General features: G+C 73.1%; 20 protein-coding genes. 10 read left to right on the top strand and 10 right to left on the bottom strand.

Annotated features, from left to right (window positions below):
• Positions 1–425 precede the first annotated feature (425 nt).
• Positions 426–1,967: a histidine ammonia-lyase gene (gene hutH / locus NLX94_RS11545; protein ID WP_254382903.1), complete on the top strand. Its 1,542-nt coding sequence runs from the start codon at positions 426–428 to the stop codon at positions 1,965–1,967.
• Positions 1,968–2,043: 76 nt separating this feature from the next.
• Here the strand turns inward: hutH and NLX94_RS11550 are convergent, their stop codons facing one another.
• Positions 2,044–2,346 (bottom strand): hypothetical protein, encoded by a 303-nt coding sequence (locus NLX94_RS11550; protein ID WP_254382567.1) that lies wholly within the window; start codon positions 2,344–2,346, stop codon positions 2,044–2,046.
• A gap of 164 nt (positions 2,347–2,510) precedes the next feature.
• On the opposite strand from NLX94_RS11550, the gene NLX94_RS11555 reads away from it, so the two are divergent.
• From NLX94_RS11555 to NLX94_RS11575, 5 genes are all read left to right on the top strand, one after another.
• Positions 2,511–2,795, top strand: a complete 285-nt coding sequence (locus NLX94_RS11555; RefSeq protein WP_254382568.1) for a hypothetical protein — start codon at positions 2,511–2,513, stop codon at positions 2,793–2,795.
• Positions 2,796–2,910: 115 nt separating this feature from the next.
• Positions 2,911–4,191, top strand: a complete 1,281-nt coding sequence (locus NLX94_RS11560; RefSeq protein ID WP_254382569.1) for an Ig-like domain-containing protein — start codon at positions 2,911–2,913, stop codon at positions 4,189–4,191.
• A 181-nt stretch (positions 4,192–4,372) separates the two neighbouring features.
• Positions 4,373–5,869, top strand: coding sequence for an ABC transporter permease (locus NLX94_RS11565; protein ID WP_254382570.1), 1,497 nt, complete (start codon positions 4,373–4,375; stop codon positions 5,867–5,869).
• Positions 5,870–5,992: 123 nt separating this feature from the next.
• Positions 5,993–6,670, top strand: a complete 678-nt coding sequence (locus NLX94_RS11570; protein ID WP_254382571.1) for an ABC transporter ATP-binding protein — start codon at positions 5,993–5,995, stop codon at positions 6,668–6,670.
• A gap of 76 nt (positions 6,671–6,746) precedes the next feature.
• On the top strand, positions 6,747–7,697 hold the full coding sequence (locus tag NLX94_RS11575) for a GNAT family N-acetyltransferase (RefSeq protein ID WP_254382572.1): 951 nt from the start codon (positions 6,747–6,749) through the stop codon (positions 7,695–7,697).
• A 6-nt stretch (positions 7,698–7,703) separates the two neighbouring features.
• Here the strand turns inward: NLX94_RS11575 and NLX94_RS11580 are convergent, their stop codons facing one another.
• Positions 7,704–8,600, bottom strand: a complete 897-nt coding sequence (locus NLX94_RS11580) for a helix-turn-helix transcriptional regulator (protein ID WP_254382573.1) — start codon at positions 8,598–8,600, stop codon at positions 7,704–7,706.
• Positions 8,601–8,784: 184 nt separating this feature from the next.
• Here NLX94_RS11580 and NLX94_RS11585 point away from each other — a divergent pair, with 184 nt between their 5' ends.
• The gene (locus NLX94_RS11585; protein WP_254382574.1) at positions 8,785–9,831 is read left to right on the top strand and encodes an NAD(P)-dependent alcohol dehydrogenase; all 1,047 of its coding nucleotides are present in this window, start codon (positions 8,785–8,787) and stop codon (positions 9,829–9,831) included.
• A gap of 136 nt (positions 9,832–9,967) precedes the next feature.
• The gene (locus NLX94_RS11590; protein ID WP_254382575.1) at positions 9,968–12,142 is read left to right on the top strand and encodes a sulfatase-like hydrolase/transferase; all 2,175 of its coding nucleotides are present in this window, start codon (positions 9,968–9,970) and stop codon (positions 12,140–12,142) included.
• A 25-nt stretch (positions 12,143–12,167) separates the two neighbouring features.
• Here the strand turns inward: NLX94_RS11590 and NLX94_RS11595 are convergent, their stop codons facing one another.
• From NLX94_RS11595 to NLX94_RS11610, 5 genes are all read right to left on the bottom strand, one after another.
• Positions 12,168–12,791: a hypothetical protein gene (locus tag NLX94_RS11595; RefSeq protein ID WP_254382576.1), complete on the bottom strand. Its 624-nt coding sequence runs from the start codon at positions 12,789–12,791 to the stop codon at positions 12,168–12,170.
• Positions 12,788–13,456 carry a peptide-methionine (S)-S-oxide reductase MsrA gene (gene msrA / locus NLX94_RS11600; protein ID WP_254382577.1) on the bottom strand — a complete coding sequence of 223 codons (669 nt, stop codon included), beginning with the start codon at positions 13,454–13,456 and terminating at the stop codon, positions 12,788–12,790. Before msrA ends, NLX94_RS11595 begins: the two co-directional genes overlap by 4 nt.
• 75 nt (positions 13,457–13,531) lie before the next feature.
• Positions 13,532–13,930, bottom strand: a complete 399-nt coding sequence (locus NLX94_RS11605; RefSeq protein ID WP_254382578.1) for an Imm50 family immunity protein — start codon at positions 13,928–13,930, stop codon at positions 13,532–13,534.
• On the bottom strand, positions 13,917–14,447 hold the full coding sequence (locus tag NLX94_RS39600) for an Imm50 family immunity protein (protein ID WP_374683941.1): 531 nt from the start codon (positions 14,445–14,447) through the stop codon (positions 13,917–13,919). Before NLX94_RS39600 ends, NLX94_RS11605 begins: the two co-directional genes overlap by 14 nt.
• A 3-nt stretch (positions 14,448–14,450) precedes the next feature.
• Positions 14,451–15,557 (bottom strand): hypothetical protein, encoded by a 1,107-nt coding sequence (locus NLX94_RS11610; RefSeq protein WP_254382579.1) that lies wholly within the window; start codon positions 15,555–15,557, stop codon positions 14,451–14,453.
• Positions 15,558–15,662: 105 nt separating this feature from the next.
• On the opposite strand from NLX94_RS11610, the gene NLX94_RS11615 reads away from it, so the two are divergent.
• Complete coding sequence (locus tag NLX94_RS11615; protein WP_254382580.1) at positions 15,663–16,820, top strand: cystathionine gamma-synthase; 1,158 nt, start codon at positions 15,663–15,665, stop codon at positions 16,818–16,820.
• Positions 16,821–16,851: 31 nt separating this feature from the next.
• On the opposite strand, the gene NLX94_RS11620 is transcribed toward NLX94_RS11615, so the two are convergent.
• The 3 genes from NLX94_RS11620 to NLX94_RS11630 all read right to left on the bottom strand — a co-directional run bounded on the left by NLX94_RS11620 (position 16,852) and on the right by NLX94_RS11630 (position 18,235).
• Positions 16,852–17,094 carry a hypothetical protein gene (locus NLX94_RS11620; RefSeq protein WP_254382581.1) on the bottom strand — a complete coding sequence of 81 codons (243 nt, stop codon included), beginning with the start codon at positions 17,092–17,094 and terminating at the stop codon, positions 16,852–16,854.
• On the bottom strand, positions 17,091–17,612 hold the full coding sequence (locus tag NLX94_RS11625) for a sigma factor-like helix-turn-helix DNA-binding protein (protein ID WP_254382582.1): 522 nt from the start codon (positions 17,610–17,612) through the stop codon (positions 17,091–17,093). The genes NLX94_RS11620 and NLX94_RS11625 overlap by 4 nt, the downstream gene beginning before the upstream one ends.
• A gap of 89 nt (positions 17,613–17,701) precedes the next feature.
• The gene (locus NLX94_RS11630) at positions 17,702–18,235 is read right to left on the bottom strand and encodes a MarR family winged helix-turn-helix transcriptional regulator (protein ID WP_243340624.1); all 534 of its coding nucleotides are present in this window, start codon (positions 18,233–18,235) and stop codon (positions 17,702–17,704) included.
• Positions 18,236–18,487: 252 nt separating this feature from the next.
• On the opposite strand from NLX94_RS11630, the gene ilvA reads away from it, so the two are divergent.
• Positions 18,488–19,720 carry a threonine ammonia-lyase gene (gene ilvA / locus NLX94_RS11635; RefSeq protein WP_254382583.1) on the top strand — a complete coding sequence of 411 codons (1,233 nt, stop codon included), beginning with the start codon at positions 18,488–18,490 and terminating at the stop codon, positions 19,718–19,720.

Raw genomic sequence — 19,720 nt, forward strand, 5'->3', positions numbered from 1 at the left:
GCTGCCCGGATCCCGGTCCTCGGGCGCCGGACGGGCTGGAGGGGGACCCGGGCTGCGCCCGGACCACCTGGGGCTCCGCCCCGGACCACCTGGGGCTCCGCCCCAGACCCCGGTCCGCGAGCGCCGGACGGCTGAAAAGCCCCGGACCCCCGGGAATGGCGCCGCACCCGGCAAGGGTCCGGGCGGAGCCCGGGGAACGGGCGAAGGGCGGGTAGGGGACCTTGCCCCGCAGGGCCCAATCTGCCGCACTCGCCCACCAGCCCCGCACCAGACGGGCAGTGGCGTCGGCCCCGACCGGCCACCGCCGGACGGAGTTCGGCGCAGCGGCGCGAAGCCCGGGAGGCCCGCCAGGGCCGAGTGGTGCGAGCGGCGCATTGAGAGGGGTGACATGGAGGGATTCAGTCCGTAGGGTGCTGAATATGGATATGCACACTGTCGTGGTGGGAACGTCCGGGACCACCGCCGAAGACGTGATCGCCGTCGCCCGCGGCAACGCCCGCGTCGAGCTTTCCGCCGAGGCCGTCGCCGCGCTCGGGCGGGCCCGCGAGATCGTGGACGCGCTCGCCGCGAAGCCCGAGCCCGTCTACGGGGTGTCCACCGGGTTCGGGGCGCTCGCCTCCCGGCACATCAGCCCCGAGCTGCGCGCCCAGCTCCAGCGCAACATCGTCCGCTCGCACGCCGCCGGCATGGGCCCGCGCGTCGAGCGCGAGGTCGTGCGGGCGCTGATGTTCCTGCGGCTCAAGACCGTCGCCTCCGGGCACACCGGCGTCCGCCCGTCCGTCGCGCAGACGATGGCCGACCTGCTCAACGCCGGGATCACCCCCGTCGTGCACGAGTACGGCTCGCTGGGGTGCTCCGGAGACCTCGCGCCGCTGTCCCACTGCGCGCTCGCGCTGATGGGGGAAGGGGACGCCGAAGGCCCCGACGGCACCGTGCGCCCCGCCGGGGAGCTGCTCGCCGAGGCCGGGATCGCCCCCGTCGAGCTCCGCGAGAAGGAGGGCCTCGCCCTCCTCAACGGCACCGACGGCATGCTCGGCATGCTGGTCATGGCCCTCGCCGACCTCGGCCGGCTGTACACGGCCGCCGACATCACCGCCGCGCTGACGCTGGAGGCGCTGCTCGGCACCGAGAAGGTGCTCCAGCCCGAGCTGCACGCCATCCGCCCGCACCCCGGCCAGGGTGCCTCCGCCGCGAACATGGCCGCCGTCCTGAAGGGTTCCGGGCTGGTCCGGCACTACCAGGAGGAGACCGCGCCGCGCGTCCAGGACGCCTACTCCGTGCGCTGCGCCCCGCAGGTCGCCGGCGCGGGCCGCGACACCATGGCGCACGCCGCCCTCGTGGCATCGAGGGAGCTGGCCGCCGCCGTCGACAACCCGGTGGTGCTGCCCGACGGGCGCGTGGAGTCCAACGGTAACTTCCACGGCGCCCCGGTGGCGTACGTCCTGGACTTCCTCGCCATCGCGGCCGCCGACCTCGGGTCGATCGCCGAGCGGCGCACCGACCGGCTGCTCGACAAGAACCGCTCGCACGGCCTGCCGCCGTTCCTCGCGGACGACGCCGGCGTGGACTCCGGGCTCATGATCGCCCAGTACACGCAGGCCGCCCTGGTGAGCGAGATGAAGCGGCTCGCGGTCCCCGCCTCCGCCGACTCGATCCCCTCCTCCGCCATGCAGGAGGACCACGTCTCGATGGGCTGGTCGGCCGCGCGCAAGCTCCGTACCGCCGTCGACAACCTCACCCGCATCATCGCGATCGAGATGTACGCGGCCACCCGCGCGATCGAGCTGCGCCACGGGCTCACCCCGGCGCCGGCCAGCCGGGCCGCCATCGAGGCGGCGCGTGCGGCGGGTGTGGAGGGTCCCGGGCCGGACCGCTTCCTCGCGCCCGACCTGGCCGCCGCGGACGCCTTCGTCCGTTCGGGTGGACTCGTCGACGCCGTCGAGACCGTCACCGGCCCCCTCGCCTGACGGGAAGAGTGAAAAGAGCGAGGGTGCGGCCCCGGGGATGTCCCCGGGGTCGCACCCTTCGCGTGTCCCGGGCCCGCTACGCCGTGCGCGAGCGGCGTACCGAGAAGGCCACGAAGCCGGCTCCGGCGCCCAGGCAGAGCGTGCCGCCGAGGAGGTAGGGCGTGGTGTCCACGCCGCCGGTGTCGGCGAGGGCGAGGGCGGGAGCGGCCTCGGAGGAGGTCGCGGAGGCGCCCTGGACCTGGGTGTTCGCGGCGGCGGGCGCGCCGGAGGCGGCCTTCGCGTGCCCGGGCGCGGTGGCGTTGGCCGAGGGGACGAACCACAGGATGGCGAGGAGGCTGGTCGCTCCGAGAGCGGTGAGTGTTGATCGACGTGCGGACACGGTGCGATCCCCCTTGTGGCAGCAGCGAATTGGCCCCGTGCGGTGATGCTACGGAAAGGGGCGGGTCGTGGGAAAGCCGGGGCTGTCGCGGGATTACTCTCCGTCGTATGAACCCTTCTGAGACCTCACGATACGTACGCCTTCGGGTTGATTTGGTACTTGAAGTGCCGGACGTCGACGCCCTCACCGGAGCCGCCCTCGCGCACATCAAGGCCGACGAGTTCATGCCGGACGAGGAGCGCGGCCACGCCGAGGCGGCCGTCCGGGAGGACGAGTCGGAGGCCCTGGCCTACCTGGTGGACCCCACTGACCTGGTCGCGGACATCCCCGGCGTGGAGCTCGCGCAGGCCTCCTGGAGCAGCGAGCCCGTGGAATACGACCCCGAGTCGATGGAGTGGGACCTCGACGAGGAAGATGGGGACCTCGACGAAGAGACTGACAACGCCTGACGGTGGGGTTGACCACATTCGAACGGAATGTGGCAGCACCTCGGGGTGTAATGCGTTGTCAGGACGAGGCAGGGGGTCATGCCCCCTGCCCGGGGAATTCGGGGTTCCGGCAACGATGGAGTGGCGTGTGAGGACGGACAGCAAGCGGCGGAGAAGGTCCCTGGCGGCCATATCCGCCGTACTCGGCGGCGTACTGGTGCTCGCGGGGTGCGGTGGCGACGACGGCGGGAAGAAGACCCCGCAGGCCAGCGGGGAGGCATCGGCGAAGTCCCAGGCGGACGTGGACGCGGCCGCGGCCAAGGACGCCTCCCAGGCCAAGATAGCCATCACGCCCAAGGACGGCGCCACCAACGTCGGCCTGAACGATGCGGCCAACGTCGCCGTCACCGAGGGCACGCTCACCAAGGTCGAGCTGAAGAGCTCCGAGGGCGCGGCGGTGGCGGGCAAGATAGCCGCCGACGGCAAGAGCTGGAAGCCGGACGGCGCGCTGAAGCGCTCGACCAAGTACGCGCTGTCGGCGACCGCGAAGGACGAGGCGGGCCGCGAGGCGCACGAGAACGCCTCCTTCACCACCGTCTCCCCGCAGAACAGCTTCGTGGGCTCCTTCATCCCGGACGAGGGCCAGACCGTCGGCGTGGGCATGCCGGTCTCGATCACCTTCGACAAGCAGATCAAGGACAAGAAGGCCGTCCAGGCGGGCATCACCGTCACCTCCAGCAGCGGCCAGGAGGTCGTGGGCCACTGGTTCAGCACGCAGCGGCTGGACTTCCGCCCGGAGAAGTACTGGCAGGCGGGTTCCACCGTCACCCTGAAGCTGGCGCTGGACGGGGTCACGGGCGGCCCGGGCATCCAGGGCGTGCAGAGCAAGACCGTCACCTTCAAGATCGGCCGGAGCCAGGTCTCCACGGTCGACGCGAAGAGCAAGAAGATGACGGTCACCCGGGACGGCGCGGTCCTCAAGACCATCCCGATCTCGGCGGGCGCCCCGGCGAACCCGACGTACAACGGCCAGATGGTGATCTCCGAGAAGTTCAAGGAGACCCGGATGAACGGCGCCACCGTCGGCTTCACGGACGACGACGGCAAGGGCGAGTACGACATCAAGGACGTGCCGCACGCGATGCGCCTGTCCACCTCGGGCACCTTCATCCACGGCAACTACTGGGGTGCGGACTCGGTCTTCGGCAACGCCAACACCAGCCACGGCTGTGTCGGCCTGAACGACGCCAAGGGCGCGAACGACCCGAACCAGCCGGCGGCCTGGTTCTACGACAACTCCCTCATCGGTGACGTCGTCACGGTCGTCAACTCCCCGGACAAGACGATCAAGCCGGACAACGGCCTCAACGGCTGGAACATGAGCTGGGCGGACTGGAAGGCGGGCTCGGCCGTCTGACCTTCCGGCACGACAGCTGAACCCCGCGACGGACGGCGGGGAGCCCCGGCCAGGGGGCTCCCCGCCGTCCGTTTGCGTATGCGGGCACGGATTCCTGTGCTCCACCTGTGAGTTCGGGTTCTCATCCGGCTCTTATGGACGGCTTATCCGGCCGTCACCGGTGCTGCCTAGCTTCGCCCGCATGTTCTTCACCTACCTCCGGCGCGAACTGCGCCGCCGCAGGAAGGCGGCGCTCGTCGTCGCCTCCGGACTCGCGCTGGGCATCGCCCTCGTCATCGTCGTCACCTCCGTCTCGGCGGGCATGACGCAGGCCCAGGGCAAGGTCCTCCAGTCGCTCTACGGCCTCGGCACGGACATGACCGTCACCAAGGCCCAGACCCCGCCGGCCGAGGGCGATACCGCGGCCCGGCCGCGTTTCCAGTTCGATGCGAAGGGCGAGGGAGACACCGGGGCCGAGCAGAGCAGCGACCTCGTCATGCCGCAGGGCTTTCAGACCCTCGACGCCGCGACCGTGGACAAGGTGTCCGGCCAGGACGGCGTCGCGCAGGCCGTCGGCGGCCTCAGCCTCCAGGTGATGAAGGTCAACGGCCAGTTCCGGCGCGGTGAGTTCCGGCGCGCGGAGGGCGCGGCGGGCAGCGGCACGGCCGCCGGGCCGGGCGCCACCGGCGGCGGTTCGGGCGGTACGGGCGGCGGCGCGGGCGGTACGGTCGAGGGCGGCGGCGCCGACTTCGACGTCAACTCCTTCTCCGTCTACGGCGCGGACGTCACCCGGCCCGAGCTCGGACCGCTCACCACCTCCAAGATCACCTCGGGCCGCACCTTCGCGGCCGGTGAGACCGACGCGGCCGTCGCCGTCGTCGACAGCGCCTACGCCACGAAGAACAAGCTCGCCGTCGACTCCGAAGTCACCGTCAAGGGCGCCAAGTTCAAGGTGATCGGGATCGCCACCGCCGACAGCGGCGACGCGGCCGCCAATGTCTACGTCCCGCTCAAGCAGGCCCAGACCCTCGCCGGCACCCCCGACAAGATCACCACGGTCTACGTCCAGGCGAAGGACTCCCAGGCGATCGGATCCGTCAAGCAGGCCATCCAGAAGAACGTCCCGGACACCACCGTCACCACCTCGGCCGACCTGGCCGACACCGTCTCCGGTTCGCTCTCCACCGCCGCCTCCCTCGCCTCCACCGTCGGCACCTGGCTCTCGTACGCGGTCCTCCTCGCCGCCTTCCTCGTCGCCGGTCTGCTGACCTCCTCGGCCGTGTCCCGGCGGGTCCGCGAGTTCGGCACGCTCAAGGCGCTCGGCTGGAAGAGCGGCCGCGTCACCGGCCAGGTCGCCGGCGAGGCCCTGGTCAACGGCCTCATCGGCGGAGCGCTCGGCATCGGCCTCGGCCTCGCGGCCGCCTACGCCATCACCGCGATCAGCCCGCAGCTGACCGCGCAGCTCGCCGGCGGCGCCGGCCGGCTCCAGGGCCCGGGCGGCGGGGGCGGCGGGATGATGCGCTCCGCGCAGCAGGGGGCCGGGAAGGCCCTCGACATCGCGCTCACCGCACCCGTCTCGCTCTCCACCATCGGCCTGGCCGTCGCGCTCGCCGTCGCGGGCGGACTCGTCGCAGGCGGCTTCGGCGGCTGGCGCGCCTCACGGCTGAGGCCGGCGGACGCCCTGCGTCGCGTCGAATAGCCGCCCGCGGCCGCAGGTTCGTACAGCCGTACGCAGGAAAGTGCGGCTCGTGCGTTCCGAGGGGCCGTCTGCCCGACCGTGCCATTGCCCCACCGCCCCGCAACCCGAGGGAACGAACCAGAGATGTACCAACTCACCGGTGTCACCAAGCGCTACCGGCGCGGCAAGGAATCCATCGACGCGCTCGCCGGCGTGGACCTGACCATCGAGGACGGCGGCCGGCTCGTCATCCAGGGCCCCACCGGCGGCGGCAAGTCCACCCTGCTCCAGATGCTCGGCGCCCTGGACCGTCCGACGGCGGGGCAGATCGTCCTCGACGGACTCGACCTCGCCACCGTCTCCGAATCCCGGCTCACCCGCTTCCGGGCGGAGAACATCGGCTTCGTGTTCCAGTCCTTCAACCTGATCCCCACGCTCACCGCACAGGAGAACGTCGAGACGGCCCTCGTCCCGCTGGGGCTGAAGGCCCGCGAGCGGCGCGACCGGGCCGCCGAGGCGCTGGACTCCGTGGGTCTCGGCGAGCGGATGGGCCACCTGCCTGGGGAGATGTCCGGCGGGCAGCAGCAGCGCGTGGCCATCGCCCGGGCGCTGGTGAAGCGCCCGAAGGTGCTGCTGGCCGACGAGCCGACCGGCAACCTCGACGAGTCCATGCGCGACGAGGTCATGGAACTGCTCGAAGGGCTCTGGAAGGAGCACGGCCTGACCTTCGTCATGGTCACCCACGACAGCGCGCTCGCGAAGCGGGCCCCGCGGGTGGCGACGATCCGGCGGGGGAAGGTGACCGTCACGGAGAACGCCTGAGCGGGAGCGGCTGGGCGGGAGCGGCTGGGCGGGGGCGGCTGAGCGTACGGCCGGGTTCCGGATTAGGGTCCGAAGTATGAAGATCAACCCGCTCTCCGTGCCGCCGACCGACCTCGAGGTCGATCACTGGTGGGCCGTCCTGACCTCCGCCCGGACGGCCGACCTGCCGCACCTGCCGCCGCCCTCCCGGACGGAGGTCGCCGGGGAGCTGCGGGTGCCGTCGGCGCGGGGGCGCACGGTGCAGTGGGCCACGGAGGACGGGGTCGCCCGGCTGGTCCTCTTCACGGACGGCACCAACGACCACACCGCGTTCCTGGACGAGCTGACGGTACGGCCGGACGCGCGGCGGCGCGGTACGGGGACGGCCCTGTGGGAGCGGGTCCGCGAGGAGCTGCTCGCGGAGGGCCGGACCTCGGTCGCCGCCGAGGTGGAGCTCGGCGGCGCGGGCCAGGCCTTCGCCGAGGCCGTGGGCTTCGAGAACGCCCTGTCGATGGCCTGGTACGTGCTGGACGTGCAGGCGGTACCGGAGGCGTCTGCGTCCGTGCCCGGCTACGAGCTGCTCTGCTGGCCCGGGCTGGTCCCCGACGGCTGGGCGACGGCGGTGGCCGTCGCCCACGGGGCGATGGAGGACGCGCCGACGGGGGACCTGGAGCAGAAGATCCAGACCTGGACGGCGGAGCGCCTGCACGCGGCCCACCGCAAGATCCTGGACCGGGGAGGCGAGCTGACCACGGTCGCCGCCGTGACCCCGGACGGCGAGGTGGCGGCCTACACGGAACTGGTCCTCCCCGACCCGGCGCTCCCGCGCGCGCTCCAGTACGACACCGTGGTGGTCCCCGCCCACCGGGGTCACGGCCTCGGCCGCGCGGTCAAGCTCCGCATGCTCGCGGAAGCGCAGGTCCGCCACCCGGACCTGCGCACCGTCGCCACCGTGACGGCCGACGACAACATCCCGATGCGCACGGTCAACGAGGCCCTGGGCTACCGGCGCGAGCACGGCATCGGGTGCTTCCAGCTGAAGCTCTAGCCGGGCCTACTGTGCGGATTCCTCCACGGGGCCAGGGGCCCGGTCCGGGGCCGCGGACGGGGCCGACCAGGAGGCGAGGAGGCTGAGGGCGTCGGCCGAGGGGGAGTCCGGGGCGGCGTGGTAGGTGACCAGGAACTGCGTCGGGTCGTCCGGGAAGGCCAGGGTCTCGAAGGAGAGCTTGAGCTCGCCGACCAGCGGGTGGCGCAGCCGCTTGACGCCGTGGATCTTGTTGTCGGCCACCGTGTGGGCCGCCCACAGCCGGCGGAACTCCTCGTTCTTGACGGACAGTTCGCCGACCAGCGCGGACAGCCGTTCGTCGTCCGGGAACTGCCCGGCGTACACGCGCAGGTTGCTCACCACCTCGCACGCCCGGCATTCCCAGTCCGCGTACAGCTCGGCCGTCGCCGGGTCCAGGAACACCAGCCGCACCAGGTTGCGCTCCTGCGGCGGGAGCGCCCCGAAGTCGCCGAAGACCGCCGCCGCCAGCCGGTTCCACCCGATGACGTCCTGGCGCCGCCCGACCAGGTACGCCGGTACGCCCTCCATCGCGTCCAGCAGCGTCCGCAGCTCCGGCCGTACCTGCTGGGGGCGCGGGGTCTGGCGGCGCTTGCGGGGCTTGGGGCCGGCCAGGTGGCTCAGGTGCGCGCGCTCCGTGCCGTCCAGGCGCAGGGCCCGCGCGATGGCGTCGAGGATCTCCGCCGACACGTTCTGGCCGTGGCCCTGCTCCAGCCGCGTGTAGTACGCCACCGAGACCCCGGCCAGCTGCGCCAGCTCCTCGCGGCGCAGGCCCGGGACCCGGCGGTGGCGCCCGTAGTCGGGCAGGCCCACGTCCTCGGGGCGCAGCCGGGCGCGCCGGGAGCGCAGGAACTCGCCGAGTTCGGCTCGCTGATCAAGGTGGTCCATTACCCCAGTATCGCGGCGCGGGCGCGCAGGCCGGAGGTCTGAGCCTGACCCCGCCAAGGGTAGGTTCGCCAGACCTAGGCAGGACAGGGGGATGGGTGTCCGGGGCGGGGAAAGGCAGGCTGGAGCCACGTCAGCACCACCGTCTGAACCACGTCAGCACCGCAGTCTTCAGAGGAGCCCCACCGTGTCCGTCACCCAGGTCGCCGCCTACGCCGCTCCCGCGCCCAAGGCCCCGCTGGAGCGCATCACCGTCCCGCGCCGTCCGGTCGGCGCCCACGACGTACTCATCGACATCAAGTTCGCCGGCATCTGCCACTCCGACATCCACCAGGTCACCGACGGCTGGGGCGAGGGCATCTACCCCATGGTCCCGGGCCACGAGATCGCCGGTGTCGTCACCGAAGTCGGCTCCGGGGTCACCAAGTTCGCGGTCGGCGACCGCGTCGGCGTCGGCTGCTTCGTCGACTCCTGCCGCGAGTGCGAGCAGTGCCTCGCCGGGCAGGAGCAGTACTGCGCCAAGGGCATGACCGGCACGTACAACGCCCTCGACAAGAACGGCGAGCCCACCTACGGCGGCTACTCCACGCACGTCGTCGTCGACGAGAACTACACCGTCCGCATCCCCGACGGCCTCGCCCTCGACGTCGCCGCCCCGCTGCTGTGCGCCGGCATCACCCTCTACTCCCCGCTCAAGCACTGGGGCGCGGGCCCCGGCAAGCAGGTCGCGATCGTCGGCCTCGGCGGGCTCGGCCACATGGGCGTCAAGATCGCCCACGCCCTCGGCGCCGAGGTCACCGTCCTCTCGCAGACCCTGCGCAAGCAGGAGGACGGGCTCAAGCTGGGCGCCGACCACTTCTACGCGACCAGCGACCGGGCCACCTTCGAGCAGCTCGCCGGCCGCTTCGACCTGATCGTGTCCACCGTCTCCGCGCCCCTCGGCTTCGACGCCTACCTGGGCCTGCTCAAGGTGGACGGCGCCCTGGTGAACGTCGGCGCCCCGGAGGAGCCGGTCTCGCTGAACCTGTTCTCCGTCATCGGCGGCCGCAAGACCCTGGCCGGCTCGATGATCGGCGGGATCGCCGAGACGCAGGAGATGCTCGACTTCTGCGCGGAGCACGGGCTCGGCGCGGAGATCGAACTGATCCGCGCCGAGGAGGTCAACGAGGCCTACGAGCGCGTCCAGTCGGGCGACGTCCGCTACCGCTTCGTCATCGACACCTCGACCATCTGATCGTCGCCCGACGGCGGCCCCGGAGCGCGCGTCGCCCGGGGCCGCCGTCACATGCTTTTCATGCCCCGTGCATGGTCCCGGCGGCCCTCCGCGCGGACGATCTTCCCATCAGCCTTCAGTCACAGGGGAGTTCGAGATGCCCAGCCGCCGCCACTTCCTCGCGGGTTCCGCGGCCGCCGCCGTCGGCCTCGCGGCCCTCCCGCAGGCCGTCCAGCCCGCACGGGCCGCAGCCGCCGGGGCGGAGGGGCCGCCGAACCTCGTGGTGATCCTGGCCGACGATCTGGGCTACGGCGACCTGGGCGCGTACGGCCAGAAGCTGATCAGCACCCCGCGCATCGACCGACTGGCGGCGGAGGGGCTCCGGTTCACCGACGCCTACTCCGCGGCCGCCGTCTGCGCGCCCTCCCGCGCCGCGCTGCTGACCGGACTGCACACCGGCCACGCCGCCGTCCGGGCCAACCCCTCCAGCGGCGGCCAGGGCAGCCTGGGCGCGGGCGACACCACCTTCGCGGAGGTGCTCCGGGCCCGCGGGTACCGTACGGGCCTCTTCGGCAAGTGGGGCTTCGGACCGGAGGCCGGGAACCAGCCGAGCCACCCGACCGCGCGCGGCTTCGAGGAGTTCTACGGGTACATCGACCACGGGCACGCGCACCAGTACTACCCGGCGTACCTCTGGAACGGCAACGCCAAGGAGACCGTCCCGGCGGGCACCTTCGCCCCCGACGCGATCGCCGCGCGCGCCCTCGGCTTCATCGACGCCCATGCCGCCGGCCCGGACCCCTTCCTGCTCTTCCTCACCCCGAACCTCCCGCACGCCCCGAGCGAGGTCCCCGACGCGAGCGCCTACGCCGACCGGCCCTGGACCCAGGCGAACAAGGCGCACGCGGCGCAGATCAGCCTCCTCGACGCCCAGGTCGGCGCGGTCGTCGACCGGCTGAGGGCGCGGGGCGTCGCGGAGCGCACGGTGGTCCTGGTGGCCTCCGACAACGGCCCGCACGAGGAGGGCGGGGTGAACCCGGACCTCTTCGACGCCAACGGCCCGCTGCGCGGCTACAAGCGCAACCTCTACGAGGGCGGCGTCCGCGTCCCCCTCGTCGCCTGGTCCCCGGGCCGGATCGCCCCCGGCACCACCAGCGCCCGCCCCACCCCGCTCTACGACCTCCTGCCCACCCTCGCCGACCTGGCCGGCGGCGCCCCGGCCCCCTCCGACATCGACGGGCTGTCGGCGGCCCCCGTCCTGAACGGCGCCCCGGCGCTCGCCCCGGTCCACGACCACCTGTACTGGTACCGGGACGAGCAGGGCGTCACCAGCCGGGCCAACGCGCAGGACGGCGGCCGGGCGAAGCAGGTCGCGGAGGCCGTCCGCAAGGACCGGTGGAAGGCCGTACGGTTCGCCCCGGCGCGGGACCGGAGCGTACCGGACGCGCAGTGGCGGTTCGAGCTCTACGACCTGACGGCGGACCTCGCCGAGCAGCACGACGTGGCGGCCGCGAACCCGGCGGTGGTGGCCTCCCTCACGGCCCTGCTCCGCTCCTCGTGGGCCGATGTGTACACCCGCCGCCCCTGGGGCCTGACCGCGGCCGCCTCCCCCTCCGACGGCACGCTCACCACCACCCTGGCCAACGGCACGGCCCGCCCCTGGGCCGACGCCCGGGTCTCACTGGCCGTCCCGGCGGGCTGGACCGCGACCCCGGCGGGCCCCGCCGCGGCCGCCTCCCTCGCCCCGGGGCAGGCCCTGACGACGGTGTGGACCCTGACCGCCCCGCCGGGGGCCGGCGCCGCCACCCTCACGGCCTCGGCCACGGCGGGCGGCTCCGCCTTCACCGCACGGGCCCCGTACGCCCCGCTGCCCGCCCCGCCCGTGCGGGACAGCTACCTCAGCGACCTGCCCTGGGTGTCCGCGGCCAACGGCTGGGGCCCGGTCGAGATCGACCGCTCCAACGGCAAGCAGGCGGCGGGCGACGGCACCCCGATCGCCTTCGGCGGGGTCACCCACGCGAAGGGCCTCGGCGTCCACGCCCCCTCCGAGCTCGTCTACCACCTGGGCGGCCGTGGCAACCGCTTCACGGCCCTGGTCGGCATCGACGACTTCTCGAAGAAGCAGTCGGCGTCCGGAGCCACCCGCGCGACCGTGCGCGGCGACGGCCGGGTCCTCGCCACGACGGGCATCCTGACCGGCGCCTCCGGGCCGACGGCGCTCGACGTGGACGTCCGCGGAGTGCGCCTCCTCCACCTGGTGGTCGAGGACGCCAATGCGAACTCCGCCTTCGACCACACCTCGTGGGCTTCGGCCCGGGTGACGGTGGTCTGACGCCGGGACCCCACCAGCCCCCCGGTCAGTACCCCTTCGGGTGCTTGGACAGCCACGCGGAGTGCCGGTCGCGCAGGCGGTCCCGTTCCCCGGGGGTGGCCAGGATGACGTCCGCGCCGCCGTCGTACGGGTGGTGGATGCGGGTGAGCCCGGCGTCCGTGACGAAGACGCCGGGCAGCGCGTCGTCCGCGACGGCGCGCAGCAGCGGATCGAGGCAGCCGCGCCGCCAGGGGCGGCGGTCGGCGTAGAAGTACCAGCGGGTGTGGAAGACCGGATCCGGGTCGGCGGTGTCGTCCAGGGTGGTCCACAGGGTGCCCTCCGGGTGGAGGGCGGTGCGGGGGTCCGCCGGGTCGGGAACGTCGGCCAGGTCGGCGCCTTCGCTCAGGAAGGCCCCTTCGGTGGTCACCACGTACACCTCGCCGCCCGCGAAGAGCTCGTCGAGGACCGTGTTGTAGCGGTCGAGGAGGATCGCGTACTCGGCCTCGTCCCCCGCGTAGCGCTTCGATTCCGGCAGGCTGTGGAAGCGCACCCAGCGGTCGGCGTACACCGTCTTCAGCTCGTGCGGGCGCAGCGGCCCGGCAGGCCGGTGGGCCTGCCAGAGCCGGGTGAGCGGTGCGTGCGCGGGGTCGGGGAGCGGGGCGGTGCTCACTCCCCGGGGGCCTGGGCCACGCCGATCGGGCAGGAGACGCCCGTGCCGCCGATGCCGCAGTAGCCGCCGGGGTTCTTGTCCAGGTACTGCTGGTGGTACGCCTCCGCGGGCCAGAAGGGGCGCTCCGACGCCGGGAGGACGGCCGTGGTGATCGTGCCGTAGCCGGAGCCGGTCAGCACGCGCTGGTAGGCCTCGCGGGAGGCTTCGGCGGTGGCCTGGGCGGCGGGGGAGTGGGTGTAGACCGCCGAGCGGTACTGGGTGCCGACGTCGTTGCCCTGGCGGAAGCCCTGGGTGGGGTCGTGGGACTCCCAGAACAGCTTCAGCAGGGCCTCGTAGGAGACGAGGGAGGGGTCGAAGACGACCCGGACCACCTCGGTGTGGCCGGTGCCGCCCGAGCAGACCTCCTCGTAGGTCGGGTTCTCGGTGAAGCCTCCCTGGTAGCCGGCCAGGGTGGTCCACACCCCCGGGGTCTGCCAGAACTTGCGCTCGGCGCCCCAGAAACAGCCCAGGCCGAAGTCCGCGACCTCCAGGTGGGCCGGGTACGGGCCCGCGAGCGGGTTGCCGAGCACGGTGTGCACGGCGGGCAGTCCGAAGAGCGGCTCCGCGCGGCCGGTCAGGGCTTCCTCGCGGGTGGGCAGCTCGGGCGTGCGGCGGTACGAGAACATGGATTCCCTCCTTGTGGTCTACCGGTAACGGCGCACGGCGGCCGGGGATTCCCGGGATTCCCCGGGGCCGCCCGGCTACGGGGTCCGGCTGGCCAGCCGCCCCACTGGGGCATCGGCCCCGATGTGCGCGGCCCGGAAGGACAGCCGGCTCCCTTCCCCGCGCACTTCCACGTGCGAGCCGCCGGTGAGCGAAGCGAAGGTGAAGGGACCGGTGCTCCAGCCGTCCACCGCCAGGTCCTCCACACCCGTGCACTTCAGGAAGAACTCCACCGCGTTGTGCCCCCTGGCCTCCCACTGGGCGGCGGCGCCCGCGGGCACTCCGAACGCGAAGAAGGCGAGGGTGACCGAGGACTCCCGTTCGTCGATGTGCACGGAGATCAGGCCGTAGTCGGTCAGCGGCGGCGGCGGTGAACCGAGGACCTCGCGGACCGGGTGCGGATCCGCGAGCCCGGCCGACCAGTCAGGGATGGTCATAGAACGGCCTCGTCGTCACTGGGGGGAGCACGGTGTGCAGCCGCTGGTCGATACGGCTCTCGAAGTGGCGTCGCGCGAGGTACGGGTCTTCGCCGCCGGACCGGTAGGCGTTGAGGTGGCTCACGAGGAGGGAGTCCGAAGCCGAGCATCCGAGCGAGAAGCCCTCCCCCTGCACCAGGACCCGCAGGCGTCGCCGCGCCAGCGACCGGAGCCGTACGTCGACCACGGTCTGCCGCGGCAGCCCGCGCAGGTGCAGGTCCTCGCCGACGGCCAGGAAGTGCAGCTGGACCTCCAGCCGGTCGCACCCCGCCTCCGCCCAGGCGGGAGGCGGCCGGTCCGGGTAGCGGGGCAGCTCGACCCGCAGTTTCAGGTCGGGGCCGTAGGGGCTCAGGTGGACGGACCTGAGGACCAGCCCTTCCAGCGGGGGGAGGCCGGTGTAGAGGGAGGTCAGCCGCTCGGCGCCGACCAGAAGGTCCGACCAGACGGGAATTGTGGGAATGGTGGCGCTCCGCGTCAGCCGTCAGTGCGGCAGGGTCGCCGGGGAGCCGCCGTTGGCCTCGTAGCCGGCCACCGCCAGGGCGCGGTAGATCGCGTACGAGGCGGCCGGGTCCGGGTCGGCGGACCAGGGGAGGGCGCCCACGTAGCCGTCGACGTGGCGGATCTGGTCCATGGCCTCGGCCCAGCGCTCGCCGCCGACCAGGAAGAGGATGAGCAGGTGGCGTACGTGCGCCAGCATCGGGTCGTCGGGGCGCGCGTGGTGGACCGCGTACAGCGCGCCCTCCACCGCCCGGGTCACGGAGGCGCTCTGGTGGAAGCTGCGGATCAGGACGACGTCCGGGACGTGCTCGTACAGGGCGAAGAGGGGGAGCGCCGCCAGCAGGGAGCCCTGCGGGGCGCGGGCCGCCGCGTGGTGGGTGAAGGCGTCGGCCTTCTCCCGGGAGCCGTGCCACTTCTCGCACCAGTAGTTCAGTGCCGCCAGGTGCGCGCCCATGTGCTGGGGCGCCCGGTCGATGATCTTCGCCCACAGGGCGTCGTACTCGGGCTCGGAGTAGTGCAGCATGCGGGCCACGGACAGCTCGACGATGTACGGAATCGGGTCGCCCGGGGCCAGCAGCGCGGCCTTGTGGCAGGACTCGCGGGCCTCCTCCGCGATGATCCGGACATCGGACTCGCTCATGCCCTCCGGGCGCCGCCACATCTGCTGGGCCAGCAGTTCGGCGTGCACCTGCGCACCGCCCGCGTCCTTCGGGGCCTCCAGCCGCCAGGCCTTCAGCCAGCGCGCCCCGGCCCCGGGCTCCTGGGAGAGCTCCAGCGCCGCCGAGCCGGCGAAGGCCTGCACGCGCTGCCAGCGCACCTCGCCCTCGCGGGGGGTGCCGGCCAGCAGCTGGGAGGCGGCCTGCCACTGCCCGGTCCGCCGCACGTGGTCGAGGGCGTCCATCAGGTCGGGGTCGGGGCCCGGGATGCGGATGTCGAGCTCCTCCTGGAGGGCGAATCCGTAGTCCGCGGGGTCGGCCGCGTCCGGGCTCCCGGGCGCCACCAGTTGCAGTCCGCCGCGCCTGCGCCGCAGGATCGGTGAGAGGGCGGCCACGAGCAGACCCATCGCGAACAGGAACCACAGAATCTCCATAACCCCAGCGAACCAGACCCACCCCGCGCATGGCCAATAGGGGGAGGGAAAGGATGGCGGAGGTGCCTGCCGCGGCAGGGGCGGACGGGGCATAGCATCGGGTCCATGAGCGACGACAGCCACGAGCACCAGAGCTTCGAGACCCGCGCCATCCACGCGGGCAATACGGCGGACCCGCTGACCGGCGCGGTCGTGCCCCCGATCTACCAGGTGTCCACGTACAAGCAGGACGGCGTCGGCGGACTGCGCGGCGGCTACGAGTACAGCCGCAGCGGCAACCCGACCCGTACCGCGCTGGAGGAGAACCTCGCGGCGCTGGAGGGCGGCCGGCGCGGCCTCGCCTTCGCGTCCGGGCTCGCCGCCGAGGACTGCCTGCTGCGCACGCTGCTCTCCCCGGGCGACCACGTGGTCATCCCGAACGACGCGTACGGCGGCACCTTCCGCCTCTTCGCGAAGGTCGTCTCCCGCTGGGGCGTCGAGTGGTCGGTCGCCGACACCTCCGACCCGGCGTCGGTGCGCGCGGCGATCACCCCGAAGACCAAGGTCATCTGGGTCGAGACCCCCTCCAACCCGCTGCTCGGCATCACGGACATCGCCGTCGTCGCCGACATCGCGCGGACGGCCGGCGCCAAGCTGGTCGTGGACAACACCTTCGCCTCCCCCTACCTGCAGCAGCCCCTCGCGCTCGGCGCGGACGTGGTCGTGCACTCCCTGACCAAGTACATGGGCGGCCACTCCGACGTGGTCGGCGGCGCGCTCGTCGTCGCCGATGCGGCGCTGGGCGAGGAACTGGCCTACCACCAGAACGCCATGGGCGCGGTGGCCGGCCCCTTCGACTCCTGGCTGGTGCTGCGCGGCATCAAGACGCTCGCCGTCCGCATGGACCGGCACGCGGAGAACGCGGCCAAGATCGCCGAGATGCTGGTCCGCCACCCCAAGGTCCACACGGTGCTCTACCCGGGCCTGCCCGAGCACCCGGGCCACGAGATCGCCGCCAAGCAGATGCGCAACTTCGGCGGCATGATCTCCTTCCGCGTCACCGGAGGCGAGGAGGAGGCCGTCGCGATCTGCGACCGCACCAAGATCTTCACCCTGGGCGAGTCCCTCGGCGGCGTCGAGTCCCTCATCGAGCACCCGGGCCGCATGACCCACGCCTCGGTGGCCGGTTCGGCCCTGGAGGTCCCGGGCGACCTGGTCCGCCTGTCGGTCGGCATCGAGAACGCCGACGACCTGCTGGCCGACCTGGCGCAGGCGCTGGGCTAGCAGCAAGAGAGTGACAGGTCTCCCCGTCCCGCTACCAGGGCGGGGAGACCTCGCTCGACGGTGTGGACCAGGCGCCGGTCAGCGAGGCCCACACCACGAAGCCCACCAGTACCGCCCACAGCAGGCTCCAGCCGAACCGCCGCACGGCCCTGCGGCGTCGCAGCAGCCGGTCGCCGCGCGCGGCCGCGCCCGCCGCGAGATCGTGCGGCACCGCCGGGTACGGGCCCTCCAGCAGCCGCCTGACCTGGGCTTCCCGGGGATCGGCGGGACTCATGCCGCCTCCTTGCGGCGGGCATCGGGCCCCTGTTCCCGCCCGGGGCCGGGGGCGGCTCCGGGGCGGGTGCGCAGCCCGGTCACGGCCCGGTCGCACAGGGCCCGTACGCGCTCGGGCGCCAGCCCCAGCTGCGCGGCCGTGACCTCCTCCGCGACCCCTTCGTAGAGCCGCAGCACCACGACGAGCCGCTCCAGCGGGCTCAGCCGCCCCAGCACCCCGCTGCCCCCGTGGTGGCGGCGGCCGGTGCGGGCGAAGGCGGCGCACAGCTCCTGGCGGGTGTGGTCGTACGGGTCGTCCCCGCGCAGCCTGCGCCAGTTCGCGTACGTACGGGCCAGCGCGCCGCCGAGCAGTGCGCGCGCGGCGGGGGCTTCGGCCGCGGCGGTGGCGTCGGTGGTGGCGTCGGCTCCGGACGGGGCCGACGGCTCCGCCGTCAGCAGGATCGCGACGCGCAGGAGCCGCCCCGCCGCTCCGGCGACGAAGGCTTCGAACTCGGCGTAGGGGCCCGGCCCGTGGTCCACAGTGCACATAGTGCGGCCGGAGGGAGCGCCTCGGAAGGGGTCCGGCGCCAGAAAGCGGGTGTCGGGAAGCGGGCGTCAGCGGGCGGGCGTCAGGAGGCGGGTCCGGCCTCGGAGCCGGGCTCGGAGCCGGCCGACATCAGCTCGGACAGCGAGACGTTGAAACGGGTCAGCAGACCGGTGAACGCCTCGCGCTCCTCCTCGTCCCAGCCGTCGGTGACCCGGGCCATCAGCTCGCGCCGCGAGGAGCGGACCTCCTCCAGCCGCGCCAGCCCGCGCGGGGACAGCGCGAGCACCACGGCCCGGCCGTCCTCGGGGTGCGAGGTCCGCTTGACCAGTCCGCTGTCGACGAGCGGGGCGACCTGGCGGGTGACGGTGGAGGAGTCGATGCCCATGCCGCCGGCGAGCGCCTTGACGCCCATCGGGCCTTCCAGGTCGAGCCGGTTCAGGAGCAGGTACGCGGCCCGGTCCATGGAGTTGCGGGCCTGGCCGACCCCGCCCAGGCGGGTCTGCTCGGCGCGCCGGGCGAAAACCGCCACCTGGTGCTGGAGCGCGTCGAGGAGACCGGCTTCGGCGGGCGCGCCGGCCGGCGCGGGCAGGTCGGAACTGGCCGGGGTGGAGGGCATGGCCGTGGGCTCTCTTCGCATGGGGCCGACAAGGATGGGGGACAGAGTACGCGGCCGTGCGACGGCTCGTACTCCCCGTACAAGAACTGATACGGCAGCGGTGGAACGGCGAGCTCGGGCCGTCCCGGATGGCGAGATCTCGCCCCTCCCGGTCCTCCCTCGCCCCTCCCTGGCCCCTCCCGCCCCTCCCTCACCACCCGTCCCGCCCAGCACGGCGGAACCCCGTGGCCGGCCGGCTGCGAGACTGGCCGTATGAACTACCGCGTGCCGCAGCCCGTCCCGCAGGTCATCCTCGACGACGTCCGGGGGGCCCAGAAGATGCTCTCCGGCGTCTCCCGGGTGACCGCGATGGAGGGCAGCCGGTACCTCTCCTCGCTCACCGGCTCCCCGGTCCACTTCAAGTGCGAGAACCTCCAGCGCACCGGCTCCTTCAAGCTGCGCGGCGCGTACGTGCGCATCGCGGGCCTGCGCCCCGAGCAGCGGGCCGCCGGGGTCGTCGCCGCCAGCGCCGGCAACCACGCCCAGGGCGTGGCGCTGGCCTCCTCCCTCCTCGGGGTCCGCTCGACCGTGTTCATGCCGGTCGGGGCGCCCCTGCCGAAGGTGGCGGCGACCCAGGACTACGGGGCCGAGGTGCGGATGCACGGGCAGGTCGTGGACGAGACGCTGGCCGCGGCCCAGGAGTACGCGGACCGTACGGGCGCGGTCTTCATCCACCCCTTCGACCACCGCGACATCATCGCGGGCCAGGGCACGGTCGGCCTGGAGATCCTGGAGCAGTGCCCCGAGGTGCGCACGATCCTGGTCGGCATCGGCGGCGGCGGGCTCGCCGCCGGGGTGGCGGTCGCGGTGAAGGCGCTGCGCCCCGACGTGCGGGTGATCGGGGTCCAGGCGGCGGGCGCGGCCGCGTACCCGCCCTCGCTGAAGGTCGGGCACCCGGTGTCCATCGAGCACCCGAACACGATGGCGGACGGGATCAGGGTGGGGAGGCCCGGCGACGTCCCCTTCAAAATCATTGGCGAGCTCCTCGACGACGTCCGTACGGTGTCGGAGGACGCGCTCTCCAGCGCCCTGCTGCTGTGCCTGGAGCGGGCGAAGCTGGTGGTCGAGCCGGCCGGGTGCAGCCCGGTGGCCGCGCTGCTGAGCGAGCCCGAACTGTACGGCGACGGCCCCGTGGTGGCCGTGCTCTCCGGAGGCAACATCGACCCGCTGCTGCTGCAGCGGATCCTGCGCCACGGCATGGCGGCGGCCGGCCGCTACCTGTCGCTGCGGCTGCGGGTGACCGACCGGCCGGGGGCGCTGGCCGGTCTGCTGGGGGAGTTGTCAGTGGTGGATGCGAACGTGTTGGACGTGAGCCACGTACGGACGGACCCGCGGCTGGGGCTCACGGAGGTGGAGGTGGAGCTGCACCTGGAGACGAAGGGGCCGAAGCACTGCGCGGAAGTCGCGCGGGCGCTGCACGGCGCGGGGTACAAGGTCATGAGCTGA

It is taken from the genome of Streptomyces sp. TBY4 (genome assembly GCF_024213195.1).
Lineage (GTDB): Bacteria > Actinomycetota > Actinomycetes > Streptomycetales > Streptomycetaceae > Streptomyces.

What these genes read in the sequence shown, in the direction of transcription:
- NLX94_RS11620 (WP_254382581.1), bottom strand. Translation starts at nt 17,094, where the DNA reads ATGAGTCCCGCCGATCCCCGGGAAGCCCAGGTCAGGCGGCTGCTGGAG.
- NLX94_RS11575 (WP_254382572.1), top strand. Translation starts at nt 6,747, where the DNA reads ATGAAGATCAACCCGCTCTCCGTGCCGCCGACCGACCTCGAGGTCGAT.
- NLX94_RS11570 (WP_254382571.1), top strand. Translation starts at nt 5,993, where the DNA reads ATGTACCAACTCACCGGTGTCACCAAGCGCTACCGGCGCGGCAAGGAA.
- NLX94_RS11615 (WP_254382580.1), top strand. Translation starts at nt 15,663, where the DNA reads ATGAGCGACGACAGCCACGAGCACCAGAGCTTCGAGACCCGCGCCATC.
- NLX94_RS11580 (WP_254382573.1), bottom strand. Translation starts at nt 8,600, where the DNA reads ATGGACCACCTTGATCAGCGAGCCGAACTCGGCGAGTTCCTGCGCTCC.
- msrA (WP_254382577.1), bottom strand. Translation starts at nt 13,456, where the DNA reads ATGTTCTCGTACCGCCGCACGCCCGAGCTGCCCACCCGCGAGGAAGCC.
- NLX94_RS11565 (WP_254382570.1), top strand. Translation starts at nt 4,373, where the DNA reads ATGTTCTTCACCTACCTCCGGCGCGAACTGCGCCGCCGCAGGAAGGCG.
- NLX94_RS11630 (WP_243340624.1), bottom strand. Translation starts at nt 18,235, where the DNA reads ATGCCCTCCACCCCGGCCAGTTCCGACCTGCCCGCGCCGGCCGGCGCG.
- hutH (WP_254382903.1), top strand. Translation starts at nt 426, where the DNA reads ATGCACACTGTCGTGGTGGGAACGTCCGGGACCACCGCCGAAGACGTG.
- ilvA (WP_254382583.1), top strand. Translation starts at nt 18,488, where the DNA reads ATGAACTACCGCGTGCCGCAGCCCGTCCCGCAGGTCATCCTCGACGAC.
- NLX94_RS11605 (WP_254382578.1), bottom strand. Translation starts at nt 13,930, where the DNA reads ATGACCATCCCTGACTGGTCGGCCGGGCTCGCGGATCCGCACCCGGTC.
- NLX94_RS11560 (WP_254382569.1), top strand. Translation starts at nt 2,911, where the DNA reads ATGGAGTGGCGTGTGAGGACGGACAGCAAGCGGCGGAGAAGGTCCCTG.
- NLX94_RS11610 (WP_254382579.1), bottom strand. Translation starts at nt 15,557, where the DNA reads ATGGAGATTCTGTGGTTCCTGTTCGCGATGGGTCTGCTCGTGGCCGCC.
- NLX94_RS11590 (WP_254382575.1), top strand. Translation starts at nt 9,968, where the DNA reads ATGCCCAGCCGCCGCCACTTCCTCGCGGGTTCCGCGGCCGCCGCCGTC.